General features: G+C 27.9%; 19 protein-coding genes and 1 tRNA gene. 12 read left to right on the plus strand and 8 right to left on the minus strand.

Annotated features, from left to right (window positions below; translation table 11 throughout):
* Positions 1-22: 22 nt before the first annotated feature.
* The gene (locus PF569_10050; GenBank protein MDA3856575.1) at positions 23-1,114 is read left to right on the plus strand and encodes a hypothetical protein; all 1,092 of its coding nucleotides are present in this window, start codon (positions 23-25) and stop codon (positions 1,112-1,114) included.
* Here PF569_10050 and prf1 read toward each other — a convergent pair whose 3' ends face one another.
* Positions 1,115-2,218, minus strand: coding sequence for a peptide chain release factor aRF-1 (prf1, locus tag PF569_10055; GenBank protein MDA3856576.1), 1,104 nt, complete (start codon positions 2,216-2,218; stop codon positions 1,115-1,117). It lies immediately after the preceding gene.
* A gap of 110 nt (positions 2,219-2,328) precedes the next feature.
* Here prf1 and PF569_10060 point away from each other — a divergent pair, with 110 nt between their 5' ends.
* The 8 genes from PF569_10060 to PF569_10095 all read left to right on the plus strand — a co-directional run bounded on the left by PF569_10060 (position 2,329) and on the right by PF569_10095 (position 10,382).
* Positions 2,329-4,188, plus strand: coding sequence for a right-handed parallel beta-helix repeat-containing protein (locus tag PF569_10060; GenBank protein MDA3856577.1), 1,860 nt, complete (start codon positions 2,329-2,331; stop codon positions 4,186-4,188).
* Positions 4,189-4,282: 94 nt separating this feature from the next.
* Positions 4,283-4,678, plus strand: coding sequence for a hypothetical protein (locus tag PF569_10065; protein ID MDA3856578.1), 396 nt, complete (start codon positions 4,283-4,285; stop codon positions 4,676-4,678).
* 2 nt (positions 4,679-4,680) lie between these two features.
* Positions 4,681-5,199 carry a hypothetical protein gene (locus PF569_10070; protein ID MDA3856579.1) on the plus strand — a complete coding sequence of 173 codons (519 nt, stop codon included), beginning with the start codon at positions 4,681-4,683 and terminating at the stop codon, positions 5,197-5,199.
* 4 nt (positions 5,200-5,203) lie between these two features.
* Positions 5,204-5,797, plus strand: coding sequence for a BspA family leucine-rich repeat surface protein (locus PF569_10075; protein ID MDA3856580.1), 594 nt, complete (start codon positions 5,204-5,206; stop codon positions 5,795-5,797).
* A gap of 268 nt (positions 5,798-6,065) precedes the next feature.
* On the plus strand, positions 6,066-6,566 hold the full coding sequence (nrdR, locus tag PF569_10080; GenBank protein MDA3856581.1) for a transcriptional regulator NrdR: 501 nt from the start codon (positions 6,066-6,068) through the stop codon (positions 6,564-6,566).
* A gap of 1 nt (position 6,567) precedes the next feature.
* On the plus strand, positions 6,568-9,120 hold the full coding sequence (locus tag PF569_10085; protein MDA3856582.1) for an adenosylcobalamin-dependent ribonucleoside-diphosphate reductase: 2,553 nt from the start codon (positions 6,568-6,570) through the stop codon (positions 9,118-9,120).
* A gap of 116 nt (positions 9,121-9,236) precedes the next feature.
* Positions 9,237-9,908, plus strand: a complete 672-nt coding sequence (locus tag PF569_10090; GenBank protein ID MDA3856583.1) for a hypothetical protein — start codon at positions 9,237-9,239, stop codon at positions 9,906-9,908.
* A gap of 183 nt (positions 9,909-10,091) precedes the next feature.
* Positions 10,092-10,382: a phage holin family protein gene (locus tag PF569_10095; protein MDA3856584.1), complete on the plus strand. Its 291-nt coding sequence runs from the start codon at positions 10,092-10,094 to the stop codon at positions 10,380-10,382.
* A gap of 166 nt (positions 10,383-10,548) precedes the next feature.
* On the opposite strand, the gene PF569_10100 is transcribed toward PF569_10095, so the two are convergent.
* From PF569_10100 to PF569_10110, 3 genes are all read right to left on the minus strand, one after another.
* The gene (locus tag PF569_10100) at positions 10,549-10,911 is read right to left on the minus strand and encodes a hypothetical protein (GenBank protein ID MDA3856585.1); all 363 of its coding nucleotides are present in this window, start codon (positions 10,909-10,911) and stop codon (positions 10,549-10,551) included.
* Between the two features lie 66 nt (positions 10,912-10,977).
* Positions 10,978-11,832, minus strand: coding sequence for a cation diffusion facilitator family transporter (locus tag PF569_10105; protein MDA3856586.1), 855 nt, complete (start codon positions 11,830-11,832; stop codon positions 10,978-10,980).
* 62 nt (positions 11,833-11,894) lie between these two features.
* Entirely contained in the window at positions 11,895-12,395 is a 501-nt protein-coding gene (locus PF569_10110) for a hypothetical protein (protein MDA3856587.1), read from the minus strand.
* An 82-nt stretch (positions 12,396-12,477) separates the two neighbouring features.
* On the opposite strand from PF569_10110, the gene PF569_10115 reads away from it, so the two are divergent.
* Positions 12,478-13,287 carry a hypothetical protein gene (locus tag PF569_10115; GenBank protein MDA3856588.1) on the plus strand — a complete coding sequence of 270 codons (810 nt, stop codon included), beginning with the start codon at positions 12,478-12,480 and terminating at the stop codon, positions 13,285-13,287.
* Positions 13,288-13,299: 12 nt separating this feature from the next.
* On the opposite strand, the gene PF569_10120 is transcribed toward PF569_10115, so the two are convergent.
* Both PF569_10120 and PF569_10125 read right to left on the minus strand, forming a co-directional pair.
* Entirely contained in the window at positions 13,300-14,454 is a 1,155-nt protein-coding gene (locus PF569_10120) for an NADP-dependent malic enzyme (GenBank protein MDA3856589.1), read from the minus strand.
* Positions 14,455-14,499: 45 nt separating this feature from the next.
* Positions 14,500-15,465 (minus strand): calcium/sodium antiporter, encoded by a 966-nt coding sequence (locus PF569_10125; protein MDA3856590.1) that lies wholly within the window; start codon positions 15,463-15,465, stop codon positions 14,500-14,502.
* Between the two features lie 295 nt (positions 15,466-15,760).
* Between PF569_10125 and PF569_10130 the strand changes: the two genes are divergently transcribed.
* Both PF569_10130 and PF569_10135 read left to right on the plus strand, forming a co-directional pair.
* Positions 15,761-15,835 (plus strand) — tRNA-Lys (locus PF569_10130).
* A 122-nt stretch (positions 15,836-15,957) separates the two neighbouring features.
* Positions 15,958-16,599: a hypothetical protein gene (locus PF569_10135; protein ID MDA3856591.1), complete on the plus strand. Its 642-nt coding sequence runs from the start codon at positions 15,958-15,960 to the stop codon at positions 16,597-16,599.
* 10 nt (positions 16,600-16,609) lie between these two features.
* On the opposite strand, the gene PF569_10140 is transcribed toward PF569_10135, so the two are convergent.
* Together PF569_10140 and PF569_10145 are read right to left on the minus strand one after the other, a co-directional pair.
* A complete protein-coding gene (locus PF569_10140) occupies positions 16,610-17,437 on the minus strand; it encodes a hypothetical protein (protein ID MDA3856592.1) in 828 nt (275 codons plus the stop codon).
* Positions 17,434-18,489 (minus strand): hypothetical protein, encoded by a 1,056-nt coding sequence (locus tag PF569_10145; GenBank protein ID MDA3856593.1) that lies wholly within the window; start codon positions 18,487-18,489, stop codon positions 17,434-17,436. The genes PF569_10140 and PF569_10145 overlap by 4 nt, the downstream gene beginning before the upstream one ends.
* Positions 18,490-18,503 lie beyond the last annotated feature (14 nt).

Below are 18,503 nucleotides of genomic sequence, written 5' to 3' on the forward strand. Positions count from 1 at the left end.
ATCATTTTATTTGAAACATTGTATGGATGAAAAAAAATCTTTAATTGGAAAACTAGTTTCAGTTTTAAATTTAAGAAAAGATGATTTAAGTGATAGTTATTCTAAAATTGTGGAGAGAGTTATAGTGAATTATGATATAGGAAATTTTAAGAAAATTATTAAAATCTTTAAAGATGATGAAAATTTAGTTATACGTTTTAAGACAAATAAAGGAGAGTATGTTTTTAAAGAATACTATAGGGAGCTTACTCCTATTGAAAAAACTAAAGAGAATTTGTTTTTATTGAAAAAATTTATAATCAATAATCCTGATATTCCAATCCCTTTATGTTTGACTAAGGATGGTTTTCCTTATTATGAGGAGAATAAAAGGTTTTTTACTTTAGATTATTACATTAGGGGAAATCATTTATATGATGATTATTCACTTGAAAGAGTTATAAATGCAGCAAAGATCTTAGCAGATTTACATAAAAGAACAAGAGTTAATCTAAATGAAAATGAAATTATTGAGAAGGTTAATTCTATGAAGATTATTTCTAGATTATTTGAGTCAAGTAATGCATGTAAGTGTGCTCAAGGATTTGTTGGATTTTTTAAAGAGAAAGTGGATAAAACAGAATTTGATACATTTTTGATAGAGAAATTATTTCCGTTAATTGAAGTTGAATATAGAAAATTAATTATTAGTCTTGATAAAATAGACTTAAAATCTCATAAATCCTATTTAGTTGGAGATATTAATCCAGGAAATATTATCTTTAATAAAGCAGAGATTGTTGCACTTATTGATTATGAAACAATTAATTTTGATTTTGCAGGATATGAAAAAGTTAAGGCAATGACTCATTTTATAAGATTTAAAAAGGGTAAAGGTTTTGATTTAGAACATGCAAGAGAATTTGTTAAAGCATATAATCAAGTTTTTGGTGAATTAGATATTTCAGGGATTGAAGCAGTTACAATTATGAGACATTGTATAATTGAATTATTAGCTCTTATTATTAGTGGAAGAATAAAATATGGAGGAAGTTTGGAGCCTATAGAATTGTATTATAATAAATTAAAGTGGTTGAGTGATAATGAGAATAAAATTAAAAATTTATTTGATTAATTAACCTTCAATTGGGAATCTTAAAATCCCACCTATTCCAGTTAATCCTTTTAATTGAACTCCTTCGGGAGTTTTGTCAGTAACAAGAATTAATTCGGTTCTTGAAGCTTCAGCTAGAGTTGTTAGTTCTTCTAGTTTTTCATCTGAGACCATTTCATCAATTATTATTAATTTTCCGACTGCGCTCATTTCAAGTGCTTCTTTTGTTTTTTGAAATCCATATACTATGAAATTTGATTTTTTAGCTAGTGTTTCAAGGAATTCTTGGATGTTTTTTCTTTCAGTCATTACTTCATCATCTGCTAATAAGTCTTCTGATTTGTCTAATAGTTCTTTTAGTCCATAAGCATTAGTATAGGTTATATCTTTGATTCCTATAACCTTTTGTTTAATTTGTTCATTCATGTAACTTCCAGTTGCAAAATTGTTTTTTGTTGTTCCTGGGCCACCAATAATTATACCCTTAAGGTGTTTCATGAATGTAAATTCTTGAATCATTACATCAGCTACTCTTTTGTAAAAATCAATTGCAGCACCTTCTCTGATACGCTCAAATCTTTGTGCTGATTGTCCTCCTGCTCTTGTTTTTCCAGGAACTGTAGAGTTCATAGTTCTGATTACTTTAATTGTTGAACCTACAAGAAGTCCAACTGTTGCTTCACCTTTATCAATTGCAACTAGACCGTAGGTTGTTTCATTTGCATCCATTTCTTCAAGTGGAGCTGTTAAAAATTTTTGTTCACATCTATAAAGTTTCAAGTTTAGGGGTTCAGGTGGAGTTATCATAAATACTTGGACATTATCTACATTGTCTTTTTCGGAGATATTTCCGCTAAAAATTGCAAGTCCATTTTCTGGAAGTTTGTCTATTGCTTTAAGTGCTCTAATTATTTTTTCAAGAGCATTATTTACTGCTTTACCTGTATTTTTATCTTTGATGTTTGAAGCTGTTCCTTGTTCATCTTGAAGAGTTTGAATTTGTTTTGCAATATCTGTTCCAGGTGAAAGATAGATTGTAATTAATTCTGTGTGTCTTCCTCTGTATCCTTTAAGTTGTTTAATTAGTTTTCTTAATTTAAGTCTTTCGTTTAAGCTCATAGCCATTATACATATAATTAATTTGTTTGAATTTATAAAGGTTAGGAGCTGTTAGAGTTTGTTTTTATTCCTTTAAGTAACAAAGATATATAAATCGATATTATTTGTATTGTTTAATGAAATTTTCACAGATTGTTTTTCTAGCTTTATTTTTCTTATTTTCTATATCTTTAGGTTTTTCTGCGACAGCTGTTAATTGTGGTGACACTTTAAGTGTTGCAGGTGATTATATAGTATCGAGTGATTTGAGTTGTTCTAGTGTTAATGGTGTAACAATTACTTCTGATAATGTTAGTTTGGATTGTCAAAGCTATACTATTAATAGTTTGACTTCTGGTACTAATTATGGTATTTCTGCAACTGCCAGTTCTGGTAATGAATATATTGGTCTTAATATTTCAAACTGTGCATTTTCAGGTTTTTATAGGGGCATTCGTTTTGATTATGTTGATAATAGTTCAATTATTAATGTTACTTCGAGTAATAATATTTTAGTTGGAATTGATTTAGATTGTTCTGATTATAATACTTTAGAGAATATTAGAGTTTTTAATAATTCTCAACATGGTATTAATTCTTATAATTCTTATTATAATATTTTCACTAATTTAAATTCTTCTAATAATTCTCAATATGGTATTTATAGTAGGGCTTCTAATTATAATATTTTTACTAATATTTTCACTAATGATAATTTATTATATGGTTTTTATAATTATGATTCTGGTTTTAATGAATTTAATGGTGGTAGTATTTTAGATTATATTTTTGATATTTATAATTATGGTACTATTTATTCAAATGTTCTTGACAATAATAATCTAAGTAATTTAAATCGTTCAGCTACTTTGATTAACCCTGTTTCTTATTTTATGGACACTGATAATTTTGTTTCAAATACTCATGGTTATGTTATTAAATCTGATAATGTTAGTTTGGATTGTCAAGGTTATGAAGTTCATAGTTTGACTTCCGGCACTAATTATGGTATTTCTGTAACTAGTAGTTCTGGCAATGAGTACGTTGATATTAATATTTCTAATTGTGTTATTTCAGGTTTTTTTAGGGGTATTCGTTTTGATTATGTTGATAATAGTTCAATTATTAATGTTAGTTTGAATAATAATAATTTGAATGGTCTTGATTTAGATAATTCTGATTATAATACTTTTGACAATTTAACTATTTATAATAATGGCGAATATGGTATTAATCTCTATGTTGGTTCGGACCATAATACTTTTACAAATTTGATAATTTTTAACAATTTAAAATATGGAATTAATTCTCAAAGTTCGTACTATAATATTATCAGTAATTCTTATTTTTTTAATAACACTTTAGAAGATATGCATTTTGTTAGTAGTGATTATAATATTTTCTTTTCTAATTTTTTTTCTAACTCTTCAAAATTTCCTTCTGCTTCTGTTAATAATTATTTTTATCAAAATGTTGGTTCTAATTATCTTGGAAATTGGTGGGATGATGATAATGCTTGTTCTGATCCTACAAATAATGTTTCTTTTCCATATGATGGTTATTTGTATACTGTTTGTAATTCTAGTGATTATTCTGTTGGTTCTAGTTATGATAAAGGAGTAATTCTTAGTATGTTTGATTTACCTGATCCTTTTTATGTATCTCCTACTCCAAAAAATGATGTTAAAATTTCAAATTCTAATATAACTATTAATGTTAGTTATGATGGTTTAAGTATTATTAATTGTATTTTGAATTTTCCGACAGGAAGTATTCTTATGATTGATGGCGGAAGTTATTGTTATGAGGTTTTGGATATTTCTTCAAGTGAAATTACTACCTATAGTTATAATGTTTCTTATTTGGATGGAGGAATTAAGTATTTAACTAATAGAAGTGTTATGTATTATCCAGGTAGAGATGGAAAATCTGAATTCCCTACTCTTGGTTTTGGAAGTTTAATCTCTTTAGTTTTTATTTTGTTTTTATTCATTTAGACAACAAAATCAAAAAATTATAAATTTTTAAGCTTTTTGTGAACTTTAAGAGTTCACAAAAATATATAAATGTATTATTTTGTTGTTTATTTAGATGTTAAATAATAAGAAGGCACTTGGAGTTGTTGTGGCAGTTAGTTTACTTATAGTAGTTAGTGTTACAGCTGTTATGAGTTTTAATAATTGGTATGGTTCTTATAGTTCTGATATGTTTGCTAAGGCTGAAGATAGTGCTAGTTCTAATGCAATTACTATTAAAAATGTTTTAGTTGAGTCTAATCAATTACAAATTTATGCTTATACTTCTTCAACTTATGATTTTATTGATAAGATTGATGTTAATGGTGCTTCATGTAATTTACTTGGAAGTGATGTTGTTGATGTTGATTTAACTCAAATTGATTTGGATTGTTCAGGGATTTCAGGTCAGAAGAATTCAATGACTCTTTATACTGTATCTAATATTTACAAGTATGAATTCTTTATCTAAGGATGGAGTTTGTTAAATCAATAGCTATTAGGTATATTCTAATTATTGTTTTTATTAATCTTTTTTTATTTGATTTTTTTTCAGATTTTTTAGGATTTATTTTTACTTATATTTCTTATTTTTTTTTGAATTTGTTTTTTGAGATTAGTTTAGTGTCAGGAAATATTTTATGGCAGAATCATTTGTTTTTGATTGTTGATGAGTGTATTGGTGTTAGTGCTTATATTTTGCTTACATTTTTGTTTTTTTCTATGCATATTAAAAAGGAAGTTTTACTTAAAGGTTGGGGATTTTCAATTTTGGCGTATAGTATTGCTAATTTGATTAGGATAGTATTTTTGATGGCTGCTTTTATTTTATTTGGAGAGAATTTCTTTGAGAGTATTCATTTAATATTTTATGAAGCTTTAACTGGAATTATTGTTGGATTGATTTTTGTTTATTTTTATAGGGAGTATAAAATTAAAGAGAAGCCTTTAGTATCTGATGTGAAAATGATTTTGAAGAAATATTTTTCGTGAAACGGTGTATTTAGATGATGCTAGTGTTGATAGTATTGGAAGTGGTAGCTCATTTAATAATCCATTAGCAGATTCAAATTGTTATGATTCGGGGAATATTGGAACTGTCGGAATTTGGGATGTTTGTAATGGAATGTTTATAGTTGATAGAACTATGCTTTTTTATGCAATAGATAATAATCTTATTAATTCTGGAGAAGATTTTTATTATGAATTTGCTGGTCAAAATTATACTTTAGGAGATTCTAGTTATAATGTATTTACTGGTCAGGTTACTGATAGGGGAGATTTATTAGAATGGGAAACTAATTTTAATTCAAATATAAATTATTGGGATGTTAGTAGTGTTACAAATATGATTCAAATGTTTTATGGAACTTTAATATTTAATCAAGATATAAGTTCTTGGAACGTGAGTAGTGTTACTATGATGGGTATGACTTTTATGGGCCAAAGAGGTATGTTTTCTAATGCAGATAGTTTTAATCAAGATTTGAGTGGTTGGGATGTTGTCCAAGTTAGTCAATGTCACGATTTCGCATATTCTGCAGATTCATATGCCTTACCTAAACCAAATTTTGTTTTATGTACACCTTAAGTGCCTTAAAATTAAATCCCTTTTTTCTTTTCTTTTTTTAAGCTTTAGATTTCCTTTGTTTTTATGAGGTGTGTTTTGTCACACCTACCATATATAGTAGCGTTTCTTTATATACTAGCACAAGATGTTGTGTTTTTCTTAAAAATTGTTGGCGCAAGTGTTGTCTCTGGAGGTAATACACAATTTATATATACTGATAACGGAAAAGTTTAGTATTAGCACAATATCTAGTTGTGTTTTTTGAAATTTAACCATATATGTTGTGAAAATGAACTGCCCATATTGTAATGATTCGGAAATTAAAGTAATTGACTCTAGAGAGAGTAAGGACGGCTCTTCCATTAAGAGAAGAAGAGAGTGCTTTGGTTGTTCTAAGAGATTTTCTACTATTGAGAAAATTCTAAAGCTTGACTTAGAAGTTAAGAAGTCAAATGGTGATATAGAAGTTTTTAATCTTCAGAAAATTAAAAGAAGTTTGCTTAAGGCTTGTGAAAAAAGACCTGTTACCCTAGAACAGATCGAAGAGTTAACTGAAAATATTTTAAAAGATTTAAAGAAAGTAGAAGAGTCTTCAATTCCTACATCAACAGTTGGGAGTATTGTTCTTCGAAACTTGAAAGATGTTGATGAAATTGCCTTTTTGAGATTTATTATTGTACATAATGATTATCAGAATTTATCAGAATTCATGGATGAAGTTGGAAAGTTGAAAAATTTTGATGGACTAACATATAAGAGAAGTAAAGAAAAAGTAATATTAAGTGAGTAAAATGGCAGATATGACAAAATTAGAGGCGAATACAAACATGGTCCAAACCAAATCAGAAGTTAAAAGAGATGAGTTTTTCAAGAAAATTGAAGGTATGTTTTCTCATAAGAGTAAACTTTCTAAAATTATTGATCCACAAGTGATTGTTAATTATAAGGAGACTTATTTTTATTTATTTGAAAAGATTCAAAGTGGAGAGCTTCCTTGTATGAAAGATTATTTTTCAGGGAATGTTTTAGCAAAGAATATTTATAAGAATAAATATTATTTGAAAGATTTATCCAATAAACATATTGAGGAGAGAGCAGAAGATGTTTTTTTAAGAATTGCATCTTATGTTGCTGCAGTTGAGGAGACTCAAGAACTTCGTGAGGAGTATGCTGAGAAATTTTATAGAGATTTATATGATGGTTATTATTTGCCTGGTGGAAGAGTTTTAGCAGGAGCTGGTGATTTATTTAGGATTAAAACTCTTGCAAATTGTTTTGTTTCTGTTATTGGTGAGGATAGTTTGGAAGGTATCTATAAAGCTGCTTATGAAGCTGCAAGGACTTATTCATATGGTGGAGGAATTGGTATAGATATTTCTCAACTTAGACCTAAGGATTCTAGAGTTCATAATGCTGCAGACCAGTCAACTGGAGCTGTTAGTTTTATGGAACTTTATTCTTTAACTACTGGACTTATTGGACAATCTGGTAGAAGAGGCGCTTTAATGCTTACTATTGATGTTAAACATCCTGATGTTTTGGATTTTGTTAATGTTAAAAAAGATCCATCTTGGACTACTAATCAAATTATGAGTAGAATTAAGTCTATTGAGACTCTTGGTATTGATGAATTAGAGAAAATTCAAGATGAGATTATTGAGAATGTTCAAATTAGATTCGCAAATATTTCTATTAAAACTTCTGATGAGTTTATGCATTCTGTTGAAGAGCAAAATTTGTATGGTAAAAATAAAATTTTAGTTTACAAGAAGAAACAAAAAGGAGGACCTATTGAAGGAAGGGCTGCTGATGATCATAATTATTCTTATGGTATTTCTGATAAAAAATTAGATGATTATGAGTTACTTGATAAGTTTAGTAATGTTGAAGAACTTAATGAGTATTTACTTGATAAAAATTTGTCTTTAATTAAAAAAGAGCAATTGGATGATGTTTCTAATAGGGATTTTTATGGTGATTTTGTTATGGAGTCTACAAGTTTAGATTATGATTTAGCTATTAAGTATTCGGGAGATTTCTTGACTTATTTCAAGTCTGGTTCTGTTGGTGAGATTAAAGAGTTACACAAAGCAAGAGATGTTTGGAATAAATTTGTTGAAGGAAATTATAAAACTGCTGAACCTGGATTAATTTTCTGGTCACAGATGAGTAAGTATTCTCCTTCTAATTATGTTGGAAGACCTATTGCTTGTACTAACCCTTGTGGTGAGGTTCCTTTAGAAGATGGTGGAGCTTGTAATCTTGGTTCTATTAATTTATCTAGGATGGTTAAGAATGGTTATACTAGTGAGGCAAGTGTTGATTGGGATTTGCTTGCGAGTAGTACTTCTAATGTTGTAAGATTTTTAGATAATGTTGTTTGGTGGAATGAGACACTTAATGCGCTAGATAAACAAAAAGCATCTGCTCACGATACTAGAAGAATTGGAGTTGGAGTTATGGGTATTGCTGATATGTTTTTTCAGTTAGGCATTGCATATGATAGTGAGCAAGGTTTAAATTTACTTGAGAAAGTTATGAATCATATGACTCAAAATGCATATAAGACTTCTGCGAATTTGGCTAAAGAGAAAGGGGCTGCTCCTTGTTATGATGCAGCAGGATATTTGAAGAATCCATTTTATATTGAAGTTTTAGATGAAGATGTTAAAGAATTAATTAAGGAACATGGAGTTAGAAATATTGCTATTATGTCTATTGCTCCAACTGGGACTATTTCTAATGCTGTTTGTGGTATGAGGTTTGGAGATAAAAATTATATTGGTATTAGTGGTGGTATTGAGCCAGTTTTTGCTCTTTATTATTCAAGAAGATCTGAGCAGATGAATCAAGGCGCAGTCTATAAGATTTTCCATAATACAGTTCAAGCATATATTGATATGAAAGGTTTGAATGAGCAAGTTCAAGGAATTGAAACAGAGGAAGGCTTGAAAAAGATTTTGCCTGCACACTTTTTCAGGACTGCGCATCAAGTATCTCCTGATATGAGAGTTAAGTTTCAAGGAAAAGCGCAAAGATTAATTGATCATAGTATTTCATCAACTGTTAATTTACCTGAAGATGTTGATCCAGAAGTTATTTCAGATATTTATTTGAAGTCATGGAAAGAAGGATTAAAGGGAATTACAATTTATAGGGATGGGAGTCGTTATCCAATTTTAAGTGTTGTTGGAGATGAGACTGATTTTCAAAGATTTAAGGATAAGAAGTTTAGAATTAAAGATGGAGAACAAATAAAAGAAGTTCATGGAAATGAGGTTTTAGTTATGCCCTCAGGAAAATTAAGTACAATTTATCATGTTCAAAAAGGAGGTACAAATTAAAATGTCACAAGAACTAAAATTAGGAATAAATGTACATACTAAGTATGCAAATTTAGGTACAATTGAATCTATGATTCAAGGTATCATTTTTAATTTTTACGGAGGTAAAATTTAAAATGGAAAGTATAAATACAACTGATTTCATCATTGAAGAAGTTAAAATTGAACCAATTGAAGAGGAAGCTAAAGTAGTTGTTTTAGAAGATGATAAGTCTAAATTAAAACCTGCAGTTATTAGCATAAGAGAAGATATTATGGATAGACCTGATATTGTTGAAGCTAAAGTTTACAAACTTAAGAGTAGATTTGTTAAAGAGAATATGTATATTACTATGAGTTATATTAAGGATGAAGAGACTGGGATTAATAGACCTATTGAGATTTTTATTAATTCTAAAGATTTATCTAAGCTTCCAGAGTATACTGTCTTAACTAGACTTATTTCAGCAATTTTTAGACATTTTAATAATCCTAAGTTTATTTTAGAAGAGCTTCAAAGTGTTTATGATCCTAATGGAGGATATTTTATGAAGGGTAAATATATTTATTCTTTCTATAGTGAGATTGCTCTTATTATTGAAAAATTCTTTATTGACATTGGATTTATGAAAGAAAAAGAGGATGGATTAGATAATTGGATTGATACTGCAAAGAAAGCAAATCCTGACAAAAAAATTGAAGTTAATAACTTTAAGATTTGTCCAAATTGTAATCAAAAATCTCTGCAAATTGATGGTGGTTGTTTGAATTGTATTAACCCAGAATGTGGATATAGTAAGTGTTCGTAAAGAATACTTTTTTAATATTAAAAACTTTATATTGTTTCGCTATTGCATTAGAAATTAAGGCGTTTAGTGCCCTGGATAAAACCAGAGCGAGACACAAAACTAAAAAGATTTGTTTTGCATACTTTTTATGCATTTCATTTCTTTAAAAACATTTGCCGTCGATGACGGAGTAACAAACTAAAAATGAATAAACATAAAAATTTTAAAAAAAAATCTAGTCTAAGTACTAGAAGAAAAGAAAAAGATACTGATTTAGGTGATTTTGCAAAAAAGATTATGCAAGGAATAGTTATGACTCATAAAGCAGGAGGAGGTGGCCTTGTTGTTATGGCAATAGGAAGTGTAGGTTTTTTGTTTTTATTCTTATTAGGTTCAAGTATGGAAAATAGAACATTTTATTCTTTATTATTTGTTTCTATAATACTTTTATTAATAGGTGTATATATTAAAATTAGTGAAAAAAATAATTCATAAGAATTATATCCTTTTTAGCCTCGTTTTTTAGGCGAGTTAGGTGTAGAGTTCTCAAATACAAATGGAACTCGAAACCATCAATTTTTATGAGCCGTTAAAAAAGGTGAGTTCGAATTGTATTAACCCTGAATGTGGTTACTCTAAGTGTAGTTAAAATAATACTTTTTTATTTAGAATATCCAAATAAAAATTTGTATTGATTTTTTTTAATATGTTTATTTGATTTAGATAGTGCAAAATGTGATTTTCTATGTGATTGAAGATAAAAGATAACTTCGAGTAAATCTTTTGATTTAATTGTTGTAAGTTCTTCATAAATTAGAGCTGTATTTGGTTTTATTTCATGCAGATGAGACTGTATAGTAACTATTTTTCCAATATTTTCTTTTTGTGTTATTGTTTCAAGTTCTGTTGTATATTTAGGTTTTATCATAGTATGTTTGTTAAATATTTGATTTAATTTAATTATTGATTCTAAATCTTTTTTGGTTAAATCTTCAAAAAAAATAAGGATGTGGCTTATAGTCATGTATTTTTATATTTTTTAGAATATATAAATTTTCACATTAAATTTCATATTTTTAATATTAATTTTTTATTTTTTAGGATCTACATGTACAAAGCAGTCATTTATGTTTTTGTGTTTTTCAATTTCTTTTCTAACTTCTAAACTTATTTTTTGTCCTTTTTCTATTGAGATTTTTGGATCTACATCTATATGTATTTCTACTTGGATTTTGTTTCCTAAAAATTGTGTTTTTAGAGTATTTATTCCTTCAACACCATTTATTAGGAGAGTTTCTTTACTTATTTTATCTATTGTTTGTTTGCATGCTGATTTTCCCATTAAAAAATTGACATTTTCTTTTATTATTTCAAATCCTGATTTGATAATTAGTGCTGCAATTAAGATACCTACAATTGGGTCAAGTAATGGATATCCAAATTTAAGACCAAGTATTGCAATAAATACTCCTATTATTACAAATATGTCGTTTAGATGGTCTTGAGCATTTGCTTTTAGTGCTGGCGAATCAGAGTGTTTTATTACTGATTTGATGTAAATATATAATCCTAGTTTTACTGTTAGTGTTACAATTACTGCAATTAACATTACACTTGAGTATTCAATTATTTCTTTGTAGATTATTTTATCTATTGAGAGTTTTATTAATGTGAAACTAAATATTATCATTAAAATTCCAATTGTATAACCTGCAATACTTTCTGCTCTTGTGTGTCCAAATTGATGTGATTCATCAGGTTTTTGATTTCCTATCTTGATTGTATAGTGAATTATTATTGCAGTTAGAACATCAAATACTGAATCTATTGCTTTTGCAAGAATACTTATTGATGCATAAATTAGTCCAATGTTTAGATTTACTATAAGGAGAATTATATTTGCAACTATATTTACTTTAGCTGCAGTTTGGATTCTTTTGTTCATTATAAATAATTTGCTGATTTTATTTAAAAAGTTTTGTTGTTTTTTGTTCGATTTAATTAGTTTTATTCAAAACTTTTTAGAGGCTTAGTTATTGAATCTACAATACCTTGATTGTCTGAATCATCTGTGTAATTTAGATTGTCTTTTGATTGATTTGTTTTGATTAGATATTTAGACCAGAATTTAGTTGAGTCTTGAAGTGATTCTATAAAATTATTTGATTGATTTACAAGAGAATTTAAGTAGTTTAAATATTGAGCTGATTCTTGGTTGGATCTTTGTTCATTCTCAATAGTTTCTAAATTTTGACTTATGTTTTCTATATTTTCATTTAAGTTGTCTAACTCTTTTTGAAGTTTCTTTAGATTATCAATTGTTATTAGTATAGATGATGCTATTGTTATATTTTGATTTTCTAACTCTGTTCCTTTTGTTATAAATTGTTCTACTTCAGATTGGTTCTTGTCTGAGAGTTCAGAAATATTTATACTTTTCATTCCTTGCATAGTTGTACATCCTGAGATAATAATACTTATTAAAATTAACATTAGTATTTTTTTCATATTATTTTAAAATATCTTAGATTTAAAAATACTTCTAATTTTTTTCAGATAACTTTATATCTTATTAATTTGATATATTTCTATGACCTCTCTTCTGGAGAATAAATTAGGCGATTTTTCTGTTGAATTTGTTGAGAGTTTAAATTATTCTAGTGTTTTTAATCGAGCTGTTGAATTTGTTTCTAATAATTATATTCATAAATTTCTTATTGATTCTTATGAGAGTAGTTCTACTGATTTTTTGTTTCGTTCATATTTGCAAAATAAAAGTATTAAAACTTTAAAACTTTGGCAAAAACAATCTTTAGTTTTGGCTTTTATGGGATTTGGAATTGAAGATGAAAATTCGCAAGGTGGATTTCTTAGTTTAGCAACAGATCCATTAGCTATTTTGGCAAGTAGTTTGAATTGTCCTTTATTATATCGAAAAGCAATATTTATTGAAGATGAAGCACTTTCTAAATATGATTGTGAGAACTGGGAAGGTATTGCAAATTCTCATTTTAATATTGCTCAAATTATTGAAGATTATTTAGATCTTGATAAGAAAAATCTTTCAGTTAGATCACAAAGAAGTTGGCTTAGAAGAAATACTTCGGAGTATTGTCAAGCTGGAGATATTTTTATGTTAGATCATGATGAATTTTCTAATGATGTTTCTATGGAAATGGCTTTTAAGTCTTATTTATATGGAACTATGAATTTTCTTAAAATGTATTATTTATATGATGATAGAGCTTTTTTCGAATTAGCAAAATATCCTAAAGGGAAACTTGATGAAATAATTGAGACTAATTATTTAATTGAAGATGAATTAGTTATGGATAATTATTTTAAATGTGAAGATTATTTTCAAAGAATTAGGAGGAAATTAGGTTTTTCTATTTCATGATAATTATATTATTTATTTCTTAACGCAGCTTTTAACTGCATCTGCAACAACTCTTGCAATTCCTTTATCAAATGGAGCTGGAATTATTTTATCTTCTGTTGGTTCTTTTACTATATTTGCTAGAGCGTTTGCTGCTGCAAGCTTCATTTCATCAGTAATATCTGTTGCTCCTGCTTCAAATACACCTTTGAATAATCCAGGGAAGACTAATACATTATTTATCTGATTTGGGAAGTCAGAACGACCTGTAGCAATTATTCTAGCTCCTGAGGCTTTGGCCTCATCAGGCATAATTTCAGGGATAGGATTTGCCATAGCAAAGATTATTGGATTATTTATCATATGGGCCATATCTTCTTTAGTTAATAGATTTCCTTTTGATACTCCAATGAATACATCTGATCCTTTTATCGCGCTATGTACATCTCCACATAAATCATCTTTATTTGTAAATGTTAAAAGTTCTAATTTAGATTCATTCAAGTCTTGTCTGTGTCTACAAATTATTCCTTTACTATCACAGATTATTATGTTTTTAACTCCATATAAATATAGTAATTTTCCAATTGCAACTCCTGCAGCACCGCTACCATTGATTACAACTTTAATATCTTCTTTTACTTTGTTTGTAATTTTTAAAGAATTGATTAGTCCAGCTAAGACTACAATTGCTGTTCCGTGTTGGTCGTCATGAAATACAGGGATGTTTAATTCAGCTTTTAGTCTTTTTTCAATTTCGAAACATCTTGGAGCAGATATATCTTCTAAATTAATTCCACCAAATGTTGGCGCAATCATTTTAATTGTTTTAATTATTTCTTCGGTGTCTTGTGTGTCAAGAGCAATTGGATATGCTTCTACTCCTCCAAATTCTTTGAATAAAACTGCTTTTCCTTCCATTACTGGTAGAGCTGCAACAGGACCTATGTTTCCAAGTCCTAGGACTGCTGAGCCATCAGTTATTACTGCTACAGTATTTTTTGATGAGATATAATCTTTTGCTTTTGATTCATCTTTTGCTACTTCTAAGCATACTGCTGCAACTCCTGGAGTGTACGCAATACTTAGATCGTCTTTTGTTTTTACTGGCATTCTTGAAATTATTTCAATTTTTCCTTTGTTTTCTTTGTGTTTTAGAATGCTTAATTTATTGTAATCTGTTACCATAGAAATGCTTGAGGTTTAGTATTTATAAATATGATTAATTAGGGATTAGATAAATGTATAAATCACATATATACAATACATTGTAAATAGTATTGCGCCATGTATTTTGTTTACATTCTTTTTATTTATTAAAAATATAAATATTACTGTTGCAACAATTAGGAAAAGCATACTTAATAAGTATTTGGAACTTTCAAAAATCATTGGTTTTAAAACTCCTGCCGTTCCTACAATTAATAGGATGTTTGAGATATTTGAACCTACAATGTTTCCAATTCCGATTTCATAATCTTTTCTTTTTGCAGTATTTATTGTTACAATTACTTCTGGGAGTGATGTTGCAAATGCTACAGTTGTAAGTGTTAAGTATTCAATTGGTATTAGTAGTAGTATTCCTATGTTTTCAATTCCTAGAACAACTCCTCTTGCAGAGAGGTTTAATCCGATTATACTTAATATGAAAATTATACTTACAAATAATGTGTTTTTTTTTGCAATTTCATCGTCTTCTAATTCGTCAACTTCTTCTTTTACATCAGTTATTAATTCTTTAGATTTTCCGAATTTGATTGTTTGGTAGATATAGATTACAAATAAAATTATCATTATTATTCCATAGAGTCTTGTTAGTTCTGAATTTAATATGATTAGTGTTAGTAATAGGGTTGATAAAATTAAGAAGAAAATATCAAATTTTTTTAAGTTTGATTTGAATTTATTCGCAAAGATTAAAAGAATTCCAAATACTAATAATGTGTTTGCAATGTTTGATCCAATTATTGTTCCAAATACAAATGATGATGGACTATTACTTGTATAAATTCCAAAAACTGCTGTGAATAGTTCAGGAAGTGAAGTTCCTATTGCTATTAGTGTTAAACCAATTACTAGTTTATTTATTCCTGCTCTTTGTCCTAATGTTGATGCAGATGAGATTAAATAGTCCGCAGATTTTATCAGGATGTACATTGATGCTATAACAATTGAGATATAGAGTATTAATTCTAACATATTAGTTTAGCTTTCAAAAACTTTTTAAAGGTTTGTTAATCCTTTTTAATTGTTAGAGTTTTAGGTGTTCATTTGAATTATTTACAAGCTCGAAGGAATTTTTAGAAATTCTTGTACAAAATTTGCACTTTAATTTAAGATGTGTTCGCAGACACTTTGTATCTGCTCAGCGGAATTTAGTAAATTCCTGCACAAAAATAGTGTTGTTGACATATGTCTTCACTTACACTATGTATAAGCTCAAGCGTAATTTTGAAAAAATTACTTGACAAAATTTGCACTGTGTACAAATTTTGAGCCGCTAGCTCAGCCTGGTTAGAGCGACGGACTCTTAATCCGTAGGCCGCGGGTTCGAATCCCGTGCGGCTCGTTTTTTTATTTTGATAAATCTAAATTATTTTTTCAAATTTTTATTCATTATTTAGCTTTATTGATAAAACAATAAGTTTATAAAAAAAGATTTACTACTTATTGTAAGTTACAAATAAAAAGATGGGATTAGGTAAAGGATTAATAGGAGCTGCGGGTAGTTTGGTATCAAATTCATATAGATTGGGGAAGAAGTTACCTTTAGTTGGTACAGTATTAAAATTGCCCGAAACTATTTTTAATGCTGCGTGTCTAACTTATGCTGCTGGAACTTTGCTTACTCCAAATATTTCTGATTATTCTAAAATGAATAATATTACTGAAGGTATCTATAAAGCAACAATAGAGTCACCATTTTATTTAGCTGAGTTTTTTAATAATGTAGGTGATATTGGTAAGTATTCTCTTTCAAAAGGATTGGAAGGTTCTGATAAAATGAAACAAATTTTTGATATTAAAGAATATAATGGACCATTAGAGTCTTTATTTAATAATTTTGGAGATAATATTACGCAAGGTGAAAGAGTAGAATCTTTGTTATATTTTTTAGCAGCTTACACTTTTGTTCAAAGTTCTCCTAAGTTGTTAAAATTAGGATATAAAGCGGGGAGAAAAATTACGGGTAAAACTTTAACAAAATCTTCAAAGAAATCTAATAAAGGTAATTTGGAAAATAAAGTTCAGGCAGCATCTTCAAATGCTCCAACTTCAACTTCTGAAGTTGATGATGTATTGAAGAATTTGAAAAGGTATAAGAGTAATTAGTATTTAATTTTTATTTTTCTACTTCTGGTGTTATTATTTCTGGTATTAGTACTTCTGTTTTTTCTTCTTTAGATTCTTTAGTTTTATTTTCTTCATTTAATTTACTTAGTATAGTGTAAAGTTGTTTATTATCTGAGTCTAATGTTTTAATTTCATTTTCTTGATCTTCAAGATTTGTTTGCATTTGTTGGTTTTCGAGTTGGTAGTTTCTTTTTCTTTTATATATTTCTTTTAGTTGTTTTTTCTTATTTTTTAATTTTTTTTCCATATTAAGGTATTGTGTACTATCATCTAGATTTTGAAATACGGGATTATACTGTTTTCGATTTAGGTACATAATTCCACTTAGAGTTGTAATAAATGCTAATCCTCCATATACAAAATCTTCTGGAGAGGTTATCCCAAATGAAAATGAATCCCAAGCGTTACTTACTTGTTGCGAGTCCATATTATTTAAAAAATTTATAGGTTTAGTCAATAAAGATTCTTCTAAATTTCCTAGTTTTTGAGTAATTTCTTTTACTTCTTGTATTTCTATTTTAGTTCCTGCTCTTTGAACAAATGCAGCTTTTTGAAGTGTATCTGTTTTCATATATTCAATATAGTGATTTATGAAGTGAGGTATTTGGGAAGCAGTGATTCCTACAATTTTAGGGATTATTGCAGTTTCAAGACTTTTCCTATAACTTATTTTATTTTTATCAGTTTCTTTTATTCTTTCTTTTTTTTCTTTAGAATATTGTTTTAAAGTTTCAAATTTATCATTTAAATAATTTAAACTTTTTTGTTTAGTTGGAAGTTTTTTTATGATGTAATTATATTTTTCTTTAAAATTCATTTTTCTTCTTTGAATGCAAAGTGTTTATGGCTGCTTTTATAATCTAATTTTATTTCTTCTACACCATAGTTTTTCTCCCATTTTTTTATTTTTTCTGCTCCATTTTTAATAGCACTAGGATTAAGGTAGAATACTGAATTTTTTGCTGGGTTAGGGATGTCTCCTTCTAGACAACCTAAAATTATTTTGTAAGTATCATCTTCAATTCTAGTTATTAAATCTCCATTTTTTCCGTATAATGGTTTTTCTCCTGTGAATTCTTTTGCTCTAAATTGCATGATTGAGTATTGCCATGTAATTCCATCATATTCGTTTTTTGCATTTTGAAATATTAAATCTGTTAGATTTGCACCTTTTTTTGAAAAGAATCTTTCCTTTCCTTCTTTTTCTAGTTTTAAATCAATACTATGTCTAGTTAACATATTATATGTGACTGCAGCAATTTCCTTTTTTTGATTTTGAGATGTCATATTATCATCTTTGGATTCCCAAAAAATTACTCTTGAGATGTAAACTAGTTCTTCAGGTGTTCTAATTAATCCTTGGTCTATATATTTTTGTGCACCTTTTGAAACTTCTCCAGAATATGGGAAATTAGGTTTTATTTTTCTTATTCTTTGGAGTTCTGCTTTGATTATATCTGAGTCTTTTTTATCCTTTGGCTCATATTTTGGTAATGATTTATACATATTAAATACAGTTTTTTTAAGTTTATCTAAAGAATACTTAGCTAAGTCTATGTTAGAGAAATATTTTTGAATTGTTTCGCCTACTTCTTGAGATGCTTGTTTTACAACTTTAGCAGTATTTGAGGCAACATCAGTTGTAGCATTAGATACAGCTTGTGCGGTTTCAGTTATTGTATTTTCTGTACTTTCTATAAGTCCTTCAAGACCTTTGGGTAGATTTTCAGGAATTTCAATCACATTAAGTATTGAGTTTCCTTTTATAGGGATTCCTTGTGTTTGTTTCATAAAAAGAGTATAACTAGCATTTGCAGCAAATAAAACTGCTCCTAATGTCATCAAACCTGACCCAATACCTTTACTCATTTTTACTATTATAT

Source organism: Candidatus Woesearchaeota archaeon (assembly GCA_027858315.1).
GTDB lineage: Archaea > Nanobdellota > Nanobdellia > Woesearchaeales > UBA583 > UBA583.